Origin of the sequence: Sulfuritalea sp. (assembly GCF_031426875.1) — a bacterium.
In the GTDB taxonomy this organism is placed as follows: domain Bacteria; phylum Pseudomonadota; class Gammaproteobacteria; order Burkholderiales; family Rhodocyclaceae; genus Sulfuritalea.
On the sequence record NZ_JASJPC010000039.1, the window covers coordinates 57,812 to 73,788 of the forward strand.

Below are 15,977 nucleotides of genomic sequence, written 5' to 3' on the forward strand. Positions count from 1 at the left end.
GGCGCATTCCCTGTAGGAGCGAGCTTGCTCGCGATAACGGCTTATCGCGAGCAAGCTCGCTCCTATACATCCATCGGTTTCAACATGTCCGCGTACTAGGCGCACGTCCCCGTTGGTCTCCGCCTGTTCGTGCCTGAAGGACTATCGAACCCCACGTTGTAGAATTCGCCCATGTTTATCGTGATCTTCGCGTTGGTACTGATCGTCGTGGCGTCGCCGCCGACCTGTGCGCTGCCCAATCCGGACGGCTGTTCGCTGGCGCATGGTTTCGTGATCGGCAATATGCCCTTTTCCCCGGGCACGATCGAGATCTGGAACTGCTCCGGCAAGACCGTAGTTACCCTGAATCAGATTCGTGACCTGCCGGAAGGGAATAGTCCGGTTACCCGCAATCATTTCTGTCCCGAACTCGGGCCAGACGAGCGCCTGATGGGATGCCGAGGCGAAGACGAGAACTTCGACGGCACGGTCGCGATCACGAGTGCCTCGGGAGGCAACCGGCCGGCGCTACGGGAAGCATGGTCGGCCGACACCGGGCAGTGGAAGTTTGTTCCGAGCACGCGAACCGACCTGATCTGCAACCGCGGACTGACCGTGGACTGAGCACCGGCCATCAGCCGCCTTCGGCGTCAGCCGGATATCTCGGTCGTCGCAAGTACCGGACGCCTATCCCGCGTCATCGTTTCGCCGGTCTCGGCTTGAAGAGTGTTCCCGGCGCTCGAAATTCAGCGCGATCCAGCCCAGTGCCAGGACGAACATGAAGGTCATGGCATTCGAGGGTATCTGCAGGTTGAAGTCGGTGCTGCTGTGAATCATTATGGTCGATATGCCCATCACGGCGCCGAACGCCAGACCGCGGGCCAGCGGATCTCCGCGCAGGTACTGGGCACGCAGCGCGGCGAACAGCGAAAGCCCGACCACCGACCCCAGCAACAGAATGCCCACGCCCCCGGTTTCGGCGAGGAACTGCAGGTAGTCATTGTGTGCATGAGTCGGAGAGATCGGCACTTCCGGGCCGGTAAAGCGGGGATACACCACGTGGTAGGACCCAAGGCCGGAGCCGAACACCGGAAACGCCTGCCACATCTCCAGCGTACGGGCGGCGACGTCGGGGCGGTCCTCGGTAGCGAGCGTGGTTTTTTCTATCCGCTCCACGACCTGGCTGGCGCCGAAATAGGAACCGACGATCACGACGTCGATCACGATCAGGCTCGTGATCAGGATCACCATCGAGCGGGTCGCGCGGCGTGAAAATGCCAGGCCGATCACTCCGGCCACCAACAGGCTGGAGAAGAACGCGGTGTTGCCCATGCGCGATCGCGACAACACCAGGCCGATCACCATGCACACCAAGGCGAGGCGCAGACGCATGCGCGGACCGAGGATCAGTTCCGCCGCATCGCGCAGGAACTGCCGCAGGTTGTGCGCCTTCCTCCCGGTGAGGTTTGCAATCAGCATACCCAGGCCGACGGCAAGGCACATCTCGAGATAGCCGGCGAAGTGGTTGCGGTTCACGAATGTGCCGTGTGCCGACTCTCCCGGCATTTCCAGTGCGGCGACGCCCCCATAAACCGCCTGCATGAGGCCGGAAATCACCAGGGTATAGGCGGCAATCCGGATGCGCTGCCGGGTTTCCAGCAGAGCCAGCGTCAGGAAGAAAAACAGCACATAGGCGGTACTCTTGAGCGCCGCGTGCAGCCCGCCGTGCAGGTCCAGCATCAGGGGGGCGAGGGCTGGCGTCTCCGGGTGCGCGGCAAGGGCATGGGCACGCGCCGTTTCCGGCGAGATCGCCGCCAGCCAGGCAATCGGCAGCGGCAGCCGTTGCAGCCAGACGTAGGCCAGCCAAAGCGCGAGGCACAGCAGGACCGGCCACGCTCCCCTCAATACCGGGCCCGGATCGACCCTGCCACGGAAATATTGACCGAGCCAAATGATGGAAAGTACAAACACCCACAATTCGGCGATGCCCCAGGCCACCGGCCGATTGCTGCCGAATGGCAGCGGCAGCCACAGGATCAACAGCAGGTAGGCGACAAATGCGACGATGGGCGCGCGTCGCTGATGGGACCTGCTCATGAAGATGGACGCGGACAAGGCTTGCCATCGGCCGATTTCGGCGCCTTTGGATCGCAGGCCAGATCGGGGCGGTTATAGTCCCGGGCGATGCGATTGACCAAAGCAGCATTTCGCTGCACGGCCCGGTCACGCATTCCAAGAATCAGTTCGCGTTGCGCCGGGCTCGCCCGATCCCAGGCGCTCAAGCCCGTCTGCAGGCCCAAGAAGAGCACCCGGGGCTCCCATGGACCGTAGCGTACTGACTGTTCCAAGGCAGCAAAGAACTCGCCATCGATCTCGCCCATGGATTGCTTCGCCAGGGCCAAGTTGCCCCAGGTCTGCGAGGCCGTCGGCCGCTGCCACAGGGATCTGCGGAAACTGTCTCGGCTCGCGCGCGCCGCCGCCACTGCTGCCTCTGGATCGGTGGCGCCGCGAACCGTTTCGAATTGCATCGCGCCCATGAATTCGAGGGCCCACGCATTGTCCGGCGCGATTGCCAGGGCTCGCCCCAGCCGCGCAATAACCTGCGGCAGTGCATCTGCCTCCCGCCTGAACCCTGGGCGCGACCATGCCTCGATTTCCAGAGCGGATGTGTGAGTGTAAAAGTCCGACAGTACCTGCCTGGCAGCAAGGAAGGAAAGCCCGCAAAGGACTGCAATCGCCAGGATAGACAACTTGCGCATCATGCCGCCGCCCCGTCGTGGGACGTATCTTGTTCAATCATCGGACGATTCCTGTGGACGAAAAAAACCCGGCGCCTTGCCGCCGGGTTTTTTTCCGCACTACTCCGTCAGCAAGGGCTGGATGTGCAAGTCGTCGTGGTCGGCGGCGGGGGGATCGGCTCCACGGTCGTCGTGGTAGTCGTGGTGGCGGTCGTCGTCGTCGTCGTGCTCACAACCGCAACCGCAGCAGTGCCGGCATCGGCCGTCGCCGTCGTCGTCGTCGTCAGAGCGGTATTGACGGTGGTCGTCGCCGCGGCGATCTGCTCTGCCGTGGCTCCGGTCGCTGTCGCAGTGGTGGCTGCCGTGGTGGCCGTGGTAGCCGCCGTGGTGGCCGTGTTCGCCGCAGTCGCCGCATTCGCCGCCGCCGCCGCTGCCACGCTAAGGTTGCTGGAACTGGTGCCCGTCGTGCTGGTCGCGACGATGGTCACCGCCGTTTGTGCCGCCGCCGCGATCGCCTGCGCGCTCGCGGCATTCGCCGCCGCCTGCGCCGCCGCCGCCGCGACTGCCGCGGCTTGCGGGTTGGTCGCGTTGGCGGCCTGTGTCGCGGCTGTCTGCGACTGAGCGGCCGCGCTATTCGCACTGGTCGCGGCCGCATTGGCGGCAGCGACAGTCGCCGTGGTCGCAGCGAGAGAGGCCCTCACCATCTGCGCAATATTTGTAAGAGTATTGACGGTTTGAACTAAAGCTGTCGCCTGCAAGTCCTTGGCCGCTTCAGTAAGTGCTGCCAAGTCCGCCGTCGCCGCCGGCGTAGCGGGCAATACGGCGCCCTTCAGGGCACGTGAAGTCCCGAGTGCCGTCAATGTTGCAACGGCCCGCTGTGTCGCCTGCAGGGCAGTCTCCTGCGCCTTGGTCGCCGCCGCCTGTTCGTTCGCCGCCGCCGCCGCCGCCTTCGCCGCATCGGCCGATGCCTGCGCCTTTTGCGCCGCTGTGGCAGTCGCGCTGGCCGCCGTCGCTTTCGCCGCCGCCGCCGCTGTCGCCGCCTTGTCAGCCGCGATCTTGGCATCGGCAACCGCCTTCGACGCCGCCCCCGCCGCCGCCGTCACCACCGGAAAGTTGTTCGGCAGGTTGAGTTGCGCCGCTGCGTTGAGGAAGGCTACTACCGCCGCCGGCGCATTGGCGATCGGGCTGGTGGAAAGCGATGTCGAGGTGCCGAACTGGCCCTGGTTGACCTCTACCGTGCCGAGGCTGCTGGCGATGGTCAGCGCGCCCAGCACCACCGAGGCTGCCTGCACCTGGTTGTTCTGCACCAGCACCGTGATGTCGGTACCGCGGATGCCGATGGTCGCCGTGCCCGCCGCCAGCCGCATGCCCCTGGGGTTGTTGGCGCCGATCAGGCCGGAGACGAAACGCAGGCCGCCCTTGAGGAAGCTGAATGCCGCCGAACTGGTATCCACGCTCTTCGGGTTGTAGTTGTACTGATCGACGCGGAACGCCGAATTCGGCTGCAGGGCGGCCAGTTGGCCGTCCTCGAACTTCAGGATCACCTTGCCGTCCTTGCCGGTATCGAAGGTGGTGCCAGGCTGAAAGACGTCGCCGGCACGGACCGGAGTCGCGGCGCCACCCTGTTTGGTCGCGGTGACCTTGCCCGACATCTCGTGCACGTAGCCCGCCTGGGCCCAGGCCGAAGACGCACCGGCCAGTGCAAACAGGGCCAGCAAGGCAAAAACAAATGACCGGTAACCGGATTTCAGACAGTCCATGATGGTATCCATAAAATTCACCCACGAAGTATTTCGGAATCCGGGTCGCCGGTGTCAAGTAGAGTAGTTGACCAACGAACCCACGCGATTGCGTACGTAGTTAGCTTTTTACCAAAAAAATGGGGTCTTTGGGGAATGAATTCGTGACAAAGTTCCGCCACGCGGCAATTTGTTGTCATTTCGCCCGCCTCCGCTTGTCCCGGAAACCAACCCGGCGGAGAGAGCCGAAGGGCTGATCCTGCAGCCACTGGCGCATCTTCCCCACGTAGGAGCCAGCTTGTTGGCGAAATGACTGTTGAATCGCGAGCAAGCTCGCTCCTACGCAAGGCGACTCATCATTGTAGGAGCCAGCTTGCTGGCGATAACCACCGTACCGCCAGCGCCAACTCCCCGTCGGGAGAATGCCGAGTCCCATGCGCTACAATGCCGCCTCCATATAGCTCGCCCTCGACACCGGCTCTCAGAATCCGTAGGGGTGATCAACCCGTCAGCCGATTTGCTGCGATGAACCTTCTTTTCCTGCACCAGAATTTCCCGGCGCAATTCCGTCACATTGCCGCCCATTTCGCTGCGGATCCGGCGCACAAAGTTGTCGCCATCGGCGACGCCGGCAATCTGCAGCGGGCCACCGGCTTGCATCCGCAAATCGAGCTTCGTCCTTACCCGGCGCCGCCGTCCGCGGCCGGCGCAACCCATCGCTACCTGCAGGGCTACGAGGCCGCCATGCATCGCGGCCTGCAGTGCGCGCGCATTGCGTCGCAACTCAAGGCCGGCGGGTTCCTGCCCGATCTCATCGTCGCCCATCCGGGCTGGGGCGAGTCCCTGTTCCTGCGCGAAGTGTTTCCGGATGCCCGGCTCGTGCTCCATGCCGAGTATTACTACCATGCGACCGGTGCCGACGTCGGCTTCGATCCCGAGTTTCCGCCGCAGGCGGATGATCCGTTTCGCCTCCGCATCAAGAACACCACGCAGTGGATGAGCATGGAGCAAGCCGACCTGCTGATTGCGCCGACGCAATGGCAGAAAAGCCGCTTTCCCGATCTGGTTCAGGATCGCCTGCGGGTCGTGCATGACGGCATCGATACCGGTCGCGTGGCGCCCAACCCGTCTGCGCGGATTGGTCTGAGGCAGGCCGGCATCACCCTCGGCGCAGAAGATGAAGTCGTGACCTATGTCGCGCGCAACCTCGAGCCCTACCGCGGGTTTCACATCTTCATGCGCTCGCTGCCTTCACTGCTCAAGCGGCGGCCGCAGGCGCGGGTGATGATCGTCGGTGGCGACCAGGTCAGCTACGGCAGCAAGCCGGCAGACGGCAGGACCTGGCGCAAGACCATGACCGATGAAATCGGCGAGTACGTGGACAAGAATCGCGTGCACTTTCTCGGCCGGCTGCCTTATGCCGATTATCTGCACCTGCTGCAGGTATCCACGGTGCATGCCTATCTGACCTGGACAAGGTATTGGGTGCGGTGGCCGATCAATACCGGCAGAAGCTATCCGGATACCGCAACACGCTTGAGGAAAGGAACGTCATCACGGCATGAGCACGGATGCCTTCCTGAAACGCTTCGAGGCTGGCGAACTTGGCGATGCCGACCAGTGGTTCGATTGGGACGCCATCGCCGCGCTGAAGGCCGAAGCCGAACGCAAACTCGGCGAGCTGGAACGGGCCGGTGTCTGATCCGGTCAGGGAGCGCCTTGACTCCCTGCGTGCGCGACTGATTCTGTCGTCGTTCGTGGTTTCTTTCCACTATCAGCAGGAAGAGACGGTTGGCGATGTCGGCTATTTTCGGGTGCGTTGCAGGCTCATCATCTGCATGTAGGCGGAGCCGAAATGGCGCAAGCCCATGAAGCGATCGATGTGTTTGCGGTATTGAGCGAGATTGAAAAGCGACCATCGGGTGATGCATGAGCGACAAATGTCCTCCCTCGAAGTGCTCGAAGCCGCCGGAAATTTCCGACCGGGTGGAAGTGATCATCATGTCCGCAGCGAATGATCAATCCGAGATCCCCGAAGAAAGCCTCGCCCAGGCCAAGCTGATGGACGAATCCGGTTTCGCGAAGAATGTTCTCAACAATCCGGAAGAGGATTGCTGGAATGAGCTTTGAGATTACGCCTGGCCGCCAAGGCCCACAGTGCGCTTTGGGCCGAATCGAAGGGCAGCAGGCTCTCGCCGATGGCAAAGCCGGCCGGCTTCCGCAGGAACTCGAAGCCGCTGCGGGTGCCAAGCTCGGCCATGTTGGCGGCGGTGACGTCGAGCAGGGTTTGGATAGAAATGCAGCCCCCTGTAGAGCCATGTAGGGCCGACTTCAGTCGGCCTCGGCGATGCGTGGGGGGGTGGCCGACTGAAGTCGGCCCTACATGGGGTTAGAAGAGCTGGCCCCTGAAAGCGGCCCGTCGCTGCCGCCTGCCGTTCCAATCGCCAGTCCCCATCGCCGTGCCGCCAGCGCCAACTCTTGAAAAACCGATTGCCATATCCCCCCCCCGCCGTTATAGTGATTGGCGCTCAAAATTGAGCATGCGTCAGTGGCTATCCATTCATTCCCGATGACCCCCAAAGAACAAGTCCATTTCCAGATTCTTCGCGCGATCGAGCTAAACCCGGAAATCTCCCAGCGGGATCTTGCCCATCAGTTGGGGATAAGCAATGGCAAGGTTCACTACCTGATCGCCGCCTTGGTCGAAAAGGGTTTGCTCAAGATCGGCAATTTTGGCCGGACAGGGGGCAAGCTTTACAAGGTCGCGTATCTCCTGACGCCTGAGGGCGTCAAGAACCGTGCGCTGCTCACCCGCGATTACCTGGCCCGGAAAGAAGCCGAGTACGAAGCCCTGAAGGCCGAAATATCGGCGCTGCGGCAAGCACAAGCGGAAATGCCGGGTGACGCCGCTTTCGCGTCCAAACAGAAAGCATGACAGCATCGCCCAACCGCAAATGCATAAAACCCCATGAACCAAGCCGAACTGAAAGCCACCTCCGAAGCCTTTATCCGCCAAACCTTGCGTAAATATCTGCAAGCGGACGTAGCGGTATATCTGTTTGGCTCCCGAGCCAGGAATACCGCACGCTGGAATTCGGACTACGACCTGTGGATCGATGCCGACCTTCCCAATGCGCTCATCACCGGGATACAGGATGAACTCGACGAATCGTTTGTTCCGTTCAAGGTCGACATCGTCACCACGCCCAGGCTTCGGGGCAAGTTTGGTGAAATCGTCAAATCGGAGGCAAGGCAATGGATGTAAGACATAAGGCTTTCACCGAAGCGCTGGAAAGTTTTTCCTACCTGACCGAGGTAGATATGGTGGTCCTGGCCACCCAACTGGATAAACGCCTCATTGACGGACTGGAAAACGGCAAAGCGCAAAAGTTCGAATACACCCTGGAACTTTGCTGGAAAGCCATCAAGCTCGCCCTCAAGGAACAGGAAGGCATCGACGAAGCCTCCCCAAAAAAAGTTGTCAAAGCCTGGTACCTGTCCGGACATCTCTCGGAGGATGACTACCTGGCTTTGATTGCCGCCATCGACGATCGCAACAAATTAAGCCACATCTACGATCCGACAGAGTTCATGACCATCCTGGCCCGGCTGCCCGAATACGCCAAACTGTTGCAGCGGGTAAAAAAGAGCTTGGGCGGTAAATGAACAAGCACCGTCCCGCCAACGCCAACTTTCCACTCCGCCACCCATGACACTCCCCGCCACCCCGAAAATCGCCATCATCGGCCTGGGCTACGTCGGCCTGCCGCTGGCCGTTGAATTCGGCAAAAAATACCCGGTCACCGGCTTCGACATCAAGCAAGGCCGCATCGACGAACTCAAGGCCGGCCGCGACAGCACCCGCGAAGTCGAACCCGATGAACTCGCCGCAGCCAGCCAGCTCAGCTTCACCGCCGACCCTGAACAACTGCGCAGCTGCAATGTCTTCATCGTCACCGTGCCCACACCCGTCGACAACGCCCAGCGCCCCGACCTCACCCCCCTGATCAAGGCTTCCGAAACCGTCGGCAAGGTCATGCCCCAAGGCGCCATCGTCATCTACGAATCCACCGTCTACCCCGGCGCCACCGAAGAAGTCTGCGTCCCCATCCTGGAAAAACACTCCGGCCTAAGCTACTTCTCCCTCCCCTTCAAGGGGAGGGCCGGGGAGGGGATGGGGCAGGAGACGGGCCAGGAGATGGGGAAGGAAATAGAACAAAACATCTTCCACTGCGGCTACAGCCCCGAACGCATCAACCCCGGCGACAAACAACACCGCCTGCCCACCATCAAAAAAGTCACCTCCGGCTCCACCCCGGAAATCGCCGAATTCGTCGATACCCTCTACCGCAGCATCATCACCGCCGGCACCCACAAGGCCAGTTCCATCAAGGTCGCCGAAGCCGCCAAGGTCATCGAAAACACCCAGCGCGACCTCAACATCGCCCTGATGAACGAACTCTCATTGATCTTCCACCGCCTCGGCATCGACACCTTGGAAGTCCTCGAAGCCGCCGGCAGCAAATGGAACTTCCTGCCATTTCGCCCCGGCCTGGTCGGCGGCCACTGCATCGGTGTCGACCCCTACTACCTGACGCACAAGGCGCAGGAGATTGGCTACCACCCCGAAGTCATCCTTGCCGGACGCAGAATCAACGACAGCATGGCCGGCTATGTGGCCGACGAAGTCGTCAAACTCATGACGCGGCGCAAGATGCAGGTCGTGGACTCCAGAATCCTCGTCCTCGGCCTCACCTTCAAGGAAGGCTGCCCCGACCTGCGCAACACCAAGGTGATCGACGTCGTTCGGGAACTCACCAGCTACCACGCCAAAGTCGACATCTACGACCCGTGGATCGACGTCGCCGAAGCCGAGCACGAATACCGCGTCACGCCGCTCAAAGACAAACCCCAAGCCAACACCTACGACGCCATCATCCTCGCCGTGGCGCATCCGGAATTTCTGCAATTGGGCGCCGCCGGGATTCATGCCTACGGCAAGGCAGAGCATGTGCTGTATGACGTCAAGTCGCTACTCGAAAAAGGTGATGCGGATGGACGACTGTGACTTCCTCCATGCTGCGCCGTCCCGGACCCTGTCTGCCGGGGACACCCCTTCGGGGGCCGGCAAGCGCCAACTATTAAAGAGCCAAGCAAAATGAAAGCTGTCCTCCTCGCCGGTGGTCTCGGAACCCGAATCTCCGAGGAAACCAACGTCAAGCCCAAGCCCATGGTTGAAATCGGTGGCATGCCGATTCTTTGGCACATCATGAAAACCTACTCCCACTACGGGATCAATGATTTCGTCGTGTGCTGCGGCTACAAGGGTTACGTGATCAAGGAATACTTTGCGAACTACTTCCTGCACATGTCCGACGTCACCTTCGATATGCAGCAGAACAAGATGGAAGTCCATCACCACTACGCCGAACCCTGGCGGGTCACGCTGGTGGATACCGGGGAAGACACGATGACCGGCGGCCGCCTGAAGCGGGTTGCCCCCTACCTGCATGACGACGAGGCATTCTGTTTCACCTATGGCGATGGCGTCAGCGACGTGAACATCACCCAACTCATCGAATTCCATCGCGCCCACGGCCTGCAAGCCACGTTGACCGCCACCTATCCGCCGGGCCGGTTTGGCGCGCTCGACATCCATCCGGACCAGCGCGTGGCTTCCTTCAAGGAAAAGCCGAAAGGCGATGGCGGCCTGATCAACGGCGGCTTCTTTGTACTCTCGCCCAAGGTCATCGATCTCATCAAGGATGACCAAACCATCTGGGAGCGCGATCCCCTCGAAAAACTTGCGGAGTCCGGCCAGCTCAAAGCCTACCCCCATGAAGGCTTCTGGCAGCCGATGGATACCCTGCGCGACAAACTTCACCTGGAAGAACTCTGGGCCACCGGCAAGGCGCCGTGGAAGGTCTGGGCATGACCCTCGGCTTCTGGCGCGGCAAGCGCGTCTTCCTCACCGGCCACACCGGCTTCAAGGGCAGCTGGCTTTCCATATGGCTGCAACAGCTTGGCGCCGACGTCACCGGCTATGCGCTCAACCCGCCTACCAATCCGAGCTTGTTCGAGGTGGCCAATGTCGGGGAGGGCATGCGCTCGATCATCGCCGACATCCGCGAAGCCGAAGCCCTCGCCAGGGCCATGCGCGAAGCCAGGCCGGAGATCGTCATCCACATGGCCGCCCAGCCGCTGGTGCGCTATTCGTATGAAGCGCCGGTGGAAACCTACGCCACCAATGTCATGGGCACCGTGCATCTGCTCGAAGCCGTGCGCCAGACCGACACGGTGCGTGCCGTGGTCATCGTCACCAGCGACAAATGCTACGAGAACAAGGAATGGCCCTGGGGCTACCGTGAAAATGAACCCATGGGCGGCTACGACCCGTACAGCAACAGCAAGGGCTGCGCCGAACTGGTCACCGCCGCCTACCGCAATTCCTACTTCAATCCGGCAAAGCACCGCGAGCACGGTGTCGCCATCGGCAGCGGCCGCGCCGGCAACGTCATCGGCGGCGGCGACTGGGCTGCTGATCGCCTGATCCCCGACATCCTGCGCGCCATCGAAGCCGGGCGCCCTGTCCATATCCGCAGCCCGCATGCCATCCGCCCCTGGCAGCATGTGCTGGAACCCTTGAGCGGCTACCTCAAGCTTGCCGAGAAACTGTTTTCCGACGGCCCTGCCTACGCCGAAGGCTGGAACTTCGGCCCGGCCGATGAAGACGCCAAGCCGGTGCAATGGATAGTCGAACGTCTTACGCAGTCATGGGGCGAAGGCGCATCCTGGGAACTGGACACCGATCCCCAGCCTCACGAAGCCCATTACCTGAAGCTTGATTGTTCCAAAGCCCGCGCCAAGTTAGGCTGGCATCCGCGCTGGAACCTGCAGACCACGCTCCAAAGCATCATCCATTGGCACAAGCAGGTGCTAAGCGGCGATAATATGCAAATGGCTTCGTTGCGACAGATTGCCGACTACCAATCCCACATTCATCCATGAAGCGGCGAACACCCAAGGCGTCAGCATGCGTCTAACTGAGGCTCAGCGCCAGTCGATCAAAACCGCCGTAACGAGTGTTATCGGGGAGGGAAGCCGTGTATGGCTTTTTGGATCCCGCGTTGATGACGCCAAGCGCGGCGGTGATATTGACCTTCTGATCGAAACGGACAGCGTTGTTCCCAGCCGGACAAACGCACTGTGCCGGATCGAGGGGGCGCTTGCCGTACGGCTCGGCAACCGCAAGATCGACGTCCTGCTCAAGGATGCGCAAACCGCTGAAGCCCCCATATTCCATGCAGCGCGCAAGAGTGGAGTGTTGCTATGAACTTGCCCTACCTGGCCGAGCAAGCCGACCCTGCACGTGTCGCACTCGAGCTTGCAGAACGGGAAGCCGGTCATCTGCAATATACCTACCGCACTCTGTATGCCGAGCCCATTGATATTGCCTGGGTCGAAGCGCTGGTAGCGCGAGAAGATCTGGCGGAAAAAATCGATGCGTTTGTTGGCCGTTTCGGACGCCTCCAGGATCATATCGGCGAGAAACTGCTGCCGGCGTTTGCAAGGCTTCTTGGCGAGCAACCCAAGTCGCTACTCGATGTCATGGCGTATTCCGAGCGCATGGGATGGGTAGCCGATGCGGAGGAATTTATTGGTGCACGAAAACTTCGCAACCTGCCGGTGCACGAATACATGACCGAGCCCCAGCTTTTTCATGAAGCATTGATTACGGCGAAGTCAGCCACGGAATTGCTGTTTCGCGTTGTGGCTGGGATCAAAACAGAAGCCATGACGCGTGGCCTGCTCTCGGCGACCTAGGCGCATGATTCTGGTTATCAGGAAATCTCGCCAAGAACATGGTTGACTTCGCTGCCAACGCGGTCATTGCTAAATAGGATTGAAATCTTTCTGCATACAAGCTTCAGATCACCGTATCGCCAGCGCCAACTTATTAACCAGACAAACCGCCTCGATCCATGAACCAGCAAGAAATCCTCCGCAAGCAAATCGCCGCCCTCGTCGATGAATACGCCGCGATCGCCATGGCACCCAAACCCTTCATTCCCGGCCAGAGTGTGGTGCCGCCTTCCGGCAAGGTCATCGGCGCCCCGGAACTCAAGAACATGGTCGAGGCCTCGCTCGACGGCTGGCTGACCACCGGCCGCTTCAACGATGCCTTCGAACAGCGGCTGGCCGGGTATCTGGGCGTCAAGCACCTGATCACCGTCAATTCCGGGTCCTCGGCCAATCTGGTCGCGTTTTCAACGCTCACCAGCCATAAGCTTGGCGATCGCGCGATCAAGCCCGGCGACGAAGTGATCGGTGTCGCCGCCGGCTTCCCGACCACGGTGAACCCCATCCTGCAATTCGGTGCCGTGCCGGTATTCGTCGATGTCGACATCCCCACCTACAACATCGACGTCACCCAACTCGAAGCCGCCATCAGCCCCAAGACCAAGGCCATCATGCTGGCCCACACCCTGGGCAACCCCTACAACCTGGCTGAAGTCACCCGCATCGCGAAGAAGCACAAGCTCTGGCTGATCGAAGACTGCTGCGATGCCCTGGGTTCCACCTATTCTTCTCCCTCCCCCCTCGCGGGGGAGGGCCGGGGAGGGGGGGCGGCCTCCAGAAAAGTCGGCACTTTCGGCGACATCGGCACCCTCAGTTTCTACCCGGCGCACCACATCACCATGGGCGAAGGCGGCGCGGTATTCACCAACAACGACGAACTCAAGCGCATTGCCGAATCATTCCGCGACTGGGGCCGCGACTGCTACTGCCCCCCCGGCAAGGACAACACCTGCGGTAAACGTTTCGGCTGGAAGCTGGGCGAACTGCCACAGGGCTACGACCACAAATACACCTATAGCCACCTCGGCTACAACCTCAAGATCGGCGACATGCAAGCTGCCTGCGCCCTGGCGCAAATGGATCGGCTCGATCACTTCGTTCAGGCGCGCAAGGACAACTTCGCCTGGCTCAAGAATCGCCTCAAGTCCTGCGAGGAATTCCTGATCCTGCCCGAGGCCACAGAAAATTCGGTTCCGTCCTGGTTCGGCTTTCCGATCACGCTGCGTGACAACGCACCCGTCAGCCGCGCCGATCTGATCAATTACCTAGACCAGAACAAAGTCGGCACGCGCCTGCTCTTTGCCGGCAACCTGACGCGCCAGCCCTACATGATCGGGCGCAACTTCCGCATCAGCGGCACGCTGACCAATACCGATACGATCATGAACAATACCTTCTGGATTGGCGTGTATCCGGGCCTGACCGAGGAAATGCTGGGCTTTGCCGCCGAGAAGATCGAAAACATTCTTGGCGTGAATTTCTGATGTTTGATGTACGTTCCACTGAAATACCGGGCTGTTATGAAATTCAGCCTCGCGTTATCGATGACCCGCGCGGCCGATTTGTGAAGATTTTCCACCGGAATGCCTTTGCCGAACATGGCCTTGAAGTGGATTTTGCGGAGGAGTACTACTCCGTGTCTGGGCAAGGAGTTATTCGCGGCATGCACTTCCAAACGCCGCCGACCGATCACGTAAAAATCGTCTACTGTGTGCAGGGCGAAGTATTCGATGTCGTTGTCGATTTGCGCCTGGGGTCGCCCAGTTACGGCAAGGCGGCGACTATAAGCTTGAGTGCCGATATGGGGAATTACCTCTATATCCCTAAAGGTCTTGCCCACGGGTTCTGTGCGACGAGTGAGTCGGCAACCCTGGTTTACAAAGTCTCTACAATTTATTCACCGGAGCACGACACCGGCATTCTTTGGAACTCGATCGATATTGCCTGGCCGATCCGTGTGCCGGTTCTGTCGATTCGCGATCGTGGCTTCATCCCGTTGTCGGAATTCAAGAGTCCCTTTACCTATGGATAAACCGAAGCAAGCCTTGCGCCGAGCATTGATTACAGGTGCTACGGGCTATGTTGGCTCGAACCTGACAAAACGTCTCGTGATTGAAGGCTGGGATGTGCACATTGTCGTGCGGCCGAAGTCGATATTGGATGCCATCGATGCCGTGCTCCCGTCAATCACATCGCATGAACATGATGGAACGACCAATGGAATGATCCGCATTGTCGGCGACGCGCAGCCAGAAGTGGTCTTTCATCTCGCATCGTCGTTTCTTGCGCAGCACAGACCAGAAGACGTGGAGACGCTGATTTCTAGTAACTTGCTGTTCTCCACGCAACTCGCTGAAGCTATGGCGGTGAATCAGGTCAAACTTCTAATCAATACCAGCACGTCCTGGCAGCACCACGAGAACGCGGAATACAACCCGGTCAATCTCTATGCTGCCACCAAGCAGGCCTTCGAAGACATCCTCGCCTATTACATCGATGCCCACGGTTTGAACGTGATCACCCTTGCTTTATTCGACACCTACGGTCCGAACGACCCACGGCCAAAATTGATCTCGCTCCTCTGGAAAACTGCGTTGAGCCAAGAACCTCTCGCCATGTCGCCGGGAGAGCAGATGATCGATCTCGTCCACATCGACGATGTCGTGGATGCCTTCATCATCAGCGTGGGGCAGCTTTTACAGCAAAGCGAAGGACACATGCGATATGGCGTCTCATCCGGCATGCCGTTGCGCCTGTTCGATCTGGAGGCGGCATTCGAACAAGCCACCGGCCTCAAGCTTCCAATTGATTGGGGGGGGCGTCCTTACCGACCGCGCGAAGTCATGACTCCATGGACTAGTTACACACCGTTACCCGGATGGCAACCAAGAGTGGCCTTCGCGAAGGGCATTCAGCAAACATGCCCTGAGTCGCATGTATTCAAATAATTCACCGAATATTGTTTACGACATATACGCCAAATGAAGTTGATTAGCTCAATCAAAGCTTGTGTTAAGCGAAGCCCGCATTTGCTGCGATTTGCTAAGCCAGTTTACAAATTTTGTTGCAACCAGGCTCGAATGCTTGGGTTGTATCGCGCACCCAGAATGTTGCAGGGTGAATTGAACTTTTTCAGCGCGATAAATAAGCAGTGCAAAGTGGTAGTGGACGTCGGTGCGCGATATGACACGGATTACATCGAAATATCCGGGGGAAATGGAATCGAATATTATTTATTCGAAATCAACCCGAAATTCTATGCAAAACTGAAAAGAAAGCTGCTCAGGTTTAATGAAAACGTGCATGCTGAGAATGTGGCGGTAGGAGAAAGGAATGGATTTACTGAATACTTTGAAGACTCGGAATCTGTGCTGAGAAGCACAACTGGTGTTAAAAACTCTTCCATGAAGCTTGGTAGCGATATCGAGATGGTTAGGCTTGATCACTACCTGTCAAGTAAGCATGTTACTCAAGTTGATTTTCTGAAAACAGATATCGAAGAGTACGATTATTTCGCATTGGTAGGTTTTGGCGAGTTTCTTAACGCATGCAGATACATTCAGTTCGAGCTTGGGATTGGCGCTCCAATCGACGATGCAATCGTTACTATTGAGGCTTCCGTAATACATGACATCACCACAGGGTAGCCTGCATCCAGCAA

At 59.5% G+C, this 15,977-nt stretch carries 18 protein-coding genes; 15 read left to right on the forward strand and 3 right to left on the reverse strand.

What is annotated here, in order from left to right; all coding sequences use genetic code 11:
* Positions 1–171: 171 nt before the first annotated feature.
* Complete coding sequence (locus RMO95_RS16930; RefSeq protein WP_310451826.1) at positions 172–603, forward strand: hypothetical protein; 432 nt, start codon at positions 172–174, stop codon at positions 601–603.
* 63 nt (positions 604–666) lie between these two features.
* Here the strand turns inward: RMO95_RS16930 and RMO95_RS16935 are convergent, their stop codons facing one another.
* The 3 genes from RMO95_RS16935 to RMO95_RS16945 form a co-directional block, all read right to left on the reverse strand.
* The gene (locus RMO95_RS16935) at positions 667–1,977 is read right to left on the reverse strand and encodes an O-antigen ligase family protein (protein WP_310451827.1); all 1,311 of its coding nucleotides are present in this window, start codon (positions 1,975–1,977) and stop codon (positions 667–669) included.
* A gap of 95 nt (positions 1,978–2,072) precedes the next feature.
* Positions 2,073–2,741 carry a hypothetical protein gene (locus tag RMO95_RS16940; RefSeq protein WP_310451828.1) on the reverse strand — a complete coding sequence of 223 codons (669 nt, stop codon included), beginning with the start codon at positions 2,739–2,741 and terminating at the stop codon, positions 2,073–2,075.
* Positions 2,742–2,845: 104 nt separating this feature from the next.
* Complete coding sequence (locus tag RMO95_RS16945; RefSeq protein WP_310451829.1) at positions 2,846–4,477, reverse strand: hypothetical protein; 1,632 nt, start codon at positions 4,475–4,477, stop codon at positions 2,846–2,848.
* 504 nt (positions 4,478–4,981) lie between these two features.
* Between RMO95_RS16945 and RMO95_RS16950 the strand changes: the two genes are divergently transcribed.
* From RMO95_RS16950 to RMO95_RS17015, 14 genes are all read left to right on the forward strand, one after another.
* Entirely contained in the window at positions 4,982–6,199 is a 1,218-nt protein-coding gene (locus RMO95_RS16950) for a glycosyltransferase (RefSeq protein WP_310451830.1), read from the forward strand.
* A 243-nt stretch (positions 6,200–6,442) separates the two neighbouring features.
* A complete protein-coding gene (locus tag RMO95_RS16955; protein WP_310451831.1) occupies positions 6,443–6,586 on the forward strand; it encodes a hypothetical protein in 144 nt (47 codons plus the stop codon).
* Between the two features lie 439 nt (positions 6,587–7,025).
* Complete coding sequence (locus RMO95_RS16960; RefSeq protein ID WP_310451832.1) at positions 7,026–7,391, forward strand: MarR family EPS-associated transcriptional regulator; 366 nt, start codon at positions 7,026–7,028, stop codon at positions 7,389–7,391.
* Between the two features lie 33 nt (positions 7,392–7,424).
* Complete coding sequence (locus RMO95_RS16965) at positions 7,425–7,721, forward strand: nucleotidyltransferase domain-containing protein (RefSeq protein ID WP_310451833.1); 297 nt, start codon at positions 7,425–7,427, stop codon at positions 7,719–7,721.
* Entirely contained in the window at positions 7,712–8,122 is a 411-nt protein-coding gene (locus tag RMO95_RS16970; RefSeq protein ID WP_310451834.1) for a nucleotidyltransferase substrate binding protein, read from the forward strand. Before RMO95_RS16965 ends, RMO95_RS16970 begins: the two co-directional genes overlap by 10 nt.
* A 43-nt stretch (positions 8,123–8,165) precedes the next feature.
* Positions 8,166–9,524: a nucleotide sugar dehydrogenase gene (locus tag RMO95_RS16975; protein ID WP_310451835.1), complete on the forward strand. Its 1,359-nt coding sequence runs from the start codon at positions 8,166–8,168 to the stop codon at positions 9,522–9,524.
* Between the two features lie 90 nt (positions 9,525–9,614).
* Positions 9,615–10,391 carry a glucose-1-phosphate cytidylyltransferase gene (gene rfbF / locus RMO95_RS16980; RefSeq protein WP_310451836.1) on the forward strand — a complete coding sequence of 259 codons (777 nt, stop codon included), beginning with the start codon at positions 9,615–9,617 and terminating at the stop codon, positions 10,389–10,391.
* Positions 10,388–11,464, forward strand: a complete 1,077-nt coding sequence (gene rfbG, locus RMO95_RS16985) for a CDP-glucose 4,6-dehydratase (protein WP_310451837.1) — start codon at positions 10,388–10,390, stop codon at positions 11,462–11,464. Before rfbF ends, rfbG begins: the two co-directional genes overlap by 4 nt.
* A gap of 25 nt (positions 11,465–11,489) precedes the next feature.
* The gene (locus tag RMO95_RS16990; protein ID WP_310451838.1) at positions 11,490–11,789 is read left to right on the forward strand and encodes a nucleotidyltransferase domain-containing protein; all 300 of its coding nucleotides are present in this window, start codon (positions 11,490–11,492) and stop codon (positions 11,787–11,789) included.
* Positions 11,786–12,280 (forward strand): hypothetical protein, encoded by a 495-nt coding sequence (locus RMO95_RS16995; RefSeq protein WP_310451839.1) that lies wholly within the window; start codon positions 11,786–11,788, stop codon positions 12,278–12,280. The genes RMO95_RS16990 and RMO95_RS16995 overlap by 4 nt, the downstream gene beginning before the upstream one ends.
* 158 nt (positions 12,281–12,438) lie before the next feature.
* The gene (gene rfbH / locus RMO95_RS17000; protein WP_310451840.1) at positions 12,439–13,800 is read left to right on the forward strand and encodes a lipopolysaccharide biosynthesis protein RfbH; all 1,362 of its coding nucleotides are present in this window, start codon (positions 12,439–12,441) and stop codon (positions 13,798–13,800) included.
* Positions 13,800–14,348, forward strand: coding sequence for a dTDP-4-dehydrorhamnose 3,5-epimerase (rfbC, locus tag RMO95_RS17005; RefSeq protein ID WP_310451841.1), 549 nt, complete (start codon positions 13,800–13,802; stop codon positions 14,346–14,348). Before rfbH ends, rfbC begins: the two co-directional genes overlap by 1 nt.
* Positions 14,341–15,264: an NAD(P)-dependent oxidoreductase gene (locus RMO95_RS17010; protein ID WP_310451842.1), complete on the forward strand. Its 924-nt coding sequence runs from the start codon at positions 14,341–14,343 to the stop codon at positions 15,262–15,264. Before rfbC ends, RMO95_RS17010 begins: the two co-directional genes overlap by 8 nt.
* A 210-nt stretch (positions 15,265–15,474) precedes the next feature.
* Positions 15,475–15,963, forward strand: coding sequence for an FkbM family methyltransferase (locus RMO95_RS17015; RefSeq protein WP_310451843.1), 489 nt, complete (start codon positions 15,475–15,477; stop codon positions 15,961–15,963).
* Positions 15,964–15,977 lie beyond the last annotated feature (14 nt).

Bases quoted from the DNA above. Each gene is read 5' to 3' on its own strand.
- RMO95_RS16930 (WP_310451826.1), top strand. From the start codon at position 172: ATGTTTATCGTGATCTTCGCGTTGGTACTGATCGTCGTGGCGTCGCCG.
- RMO95_RS16940 (WP_310451828.1), bottom strand. From the start codon at position 2,741: ATGATGCGCAAGTTGTCTATCCTGGCGATTGCAGTCCTTTGCGGGCTT.
- RMO95_RS16945 (WP_310451829.1), bottom strand. From the start codon at position 4,477: ATGGACTGTCTGAAATCCGGTTACCGGTCATTTGTTTTTGCCTTGCTG.
- RMO95_RS16950 (WP_310451830.1), top strand. From the start codon at position 4,982: ATGAACCTTCTTTTCCTGCACCAGAATTTCCCGGCGCAATTCCGTCAC.
- RMO95_RS16960 (WP_310451832.1), top strand. From the start codon at position 7,026: ATGACCCCCAAAGAACAAGTCCATTTCCAGATTCTTCGCGCGATCGAG.
- RMO95_RS16965 (WP_310451833.1), top strand. From the start codon at position 7,425: ATGAACCAAGCCGAACTGAAAGCCACCTCCGAAGCCTTTATCCGCCAA.
- RMO95_RS16970 (WP_310451834.1), top strand. From the start codon at position 7,712: ATGGATGTAAGACATAAGGCTTTCACCGAAGCGCTGGAAAGTTTTTCC.
- RMO95_RS16975 (WP_310451835.1), top strand. From the start codon at position 8,166: ATGACACTCCCCGCCACCCCGAAAATCGCCATCATCGGCCTGGGCTAC.
- rfbF (WP_310451836.1), top strand. From the start codon at position 9,615: ATGAAAGCTGTCCTCCTCGCCGGTGGTCTCGGAACCCGAATCTCCGAG.
- rfbG (WP_310451837.1), top strand. From the start codon at position 10,388: ATGACCCTCGGCTTCTGGCGCGGCAAGCGCGTCTTCCTCACCGGCCAC.
- RMO95_RS16990 (WP_310451838.1), top strand. From the start codon at position 11,490: ATGCGTCTAACTGAGGCTCAGCGCCAGTCGATCAAAACCGCCGTAACG.
- RMO95_RS16995 (WP_310451839.1), top strand. From the start codon at position 11,786: ATGAACTTGCCCTACCTGGCCGAGCAAGCCGACCCTGCACGTGTCGCA.
- rfbH (WP_310451840.1), top strand. From the start codon at position 12,439: ATGAACCAGCAAGAAATCCTCCGCAAGCAAATCGCCGCCCTCGTCGAT.
- rfbC (WP_310451841.1), top strand. From the start codon at position 13,800: ATGTTTGATGTACGTTCCACTGAAATACCGGGCTGTTATGAAATTCAG.
- RMO95_RS17010 (WP_310451842.1), top strand. From the start codon at position 14,341: ATGGATAAACCGAAGCAAGCCTTGCGCCGAGCATTGATTACAGGTGCT.